This is a genomic window from Gordonia sp. NPDC003585 (genome assembly GCF_040610755.1).
GTDB lineage: Bacteria > Actinomycetota > Actinomycetes > Mycobacteriales > Mycobacteriaceae > Gordonia.
Window position 1 is genome coordinate 1 of the sequence record NZ_JBEXMX010000199.1, and the last position, 1,030, is coordinate 1,030.

Genomic DNA, 1,030 nt, shown 5'->3' on the forward strand with positions numbered 1-1,030 from the left:
CACGCCGCCGGATACGATTCCACTGCACCCGCGCCCAGCGGGCCAACAACCAGCAATTCCACTGCTGAGCAGTGCCCGCCTAACTTCGAAGAGCCCGTTTTCGGGTGATACCCGGGGAAATGGGCGTCATCGATGGCCGGGATACCCCGGGTGGTTCGGGCATGCCGGGCTACCTCGGTCGGCCCACCCGCATCCAGGGCGCACACGATGACCTCATCGCTGCCGGGATGATGACGCACCCACACCGACTGTCCCAATAGTGTTGCCGGAACCGAGTATTGACAGTGGTCGAAGGTGATCATCGGGGTGTTGTCGGGAACCCGGCGGGTCACTCCCAATCCTGTCGTGTGTGGCATGTCGGGGATCGGATGCAACCGCTGTCGTTCCTCGGCGAGCATCTCCACCGGGCGCCGCCCGGTCGCCCGGTGCTCCCGATCATTGATCTGCACCATGAACTGCTCACACGCCGCCTGCACCTGGGTGAACGACTCGTAGGCGTCGAGCAGGTTGGTGTCGGTCGGCACGATATCGGCTTTGGCCAGTTTGACCGCGTTTTCCACCCCGCCCTTGGTGGCGGGGTCGGCGGGCTCGCAGGTGAGCACACTGACCCCGTAGTAGCGGCCGAGGCTGACCGCGTCGCGGTTGCGGACCGGGACCCCGGCGACATGCCCGGTGGTGACGGTTTTCTCGTTGTCGGTCAACACATACGTCGGGGCGCCACCGAGGATCCGGAACACCCGGTCCAGGCCGGCGAACACGCTCGGCGCGGTCCGATCGCGCAACGGGATCACCACCCGATAGCGGCACCACGCCAGCCACGCCACCAACAGCACCACTTTGCGGCCATCGACGAGTGGGCCGTCACCGAAGTCGTACTGCAACCACAGCCCGGGTTCGGTGATCCACGGCCGGTGGACCCGTGTGTTCCCCAGTCGCCATTGGGTTTTCACTTCCGCGACCGCACGGCGGGTGGTGCGTTGCGCGCCGGTGAAACCCAACGCGACGAGTTTCTCGTGTGCTTTATCGGCGC

Annotated in this window: 1 pseudogene; it reads right to left on the reverse strand. The window is 65.6% G+C overall.

Annotated elements, in window-relative coordinates:
- Positions 1 to 1,030 (reverse strand): annotated as a pseudogene (locus ABZW74_RS24595) (IS21 family transposase); the annotation flags it as partial.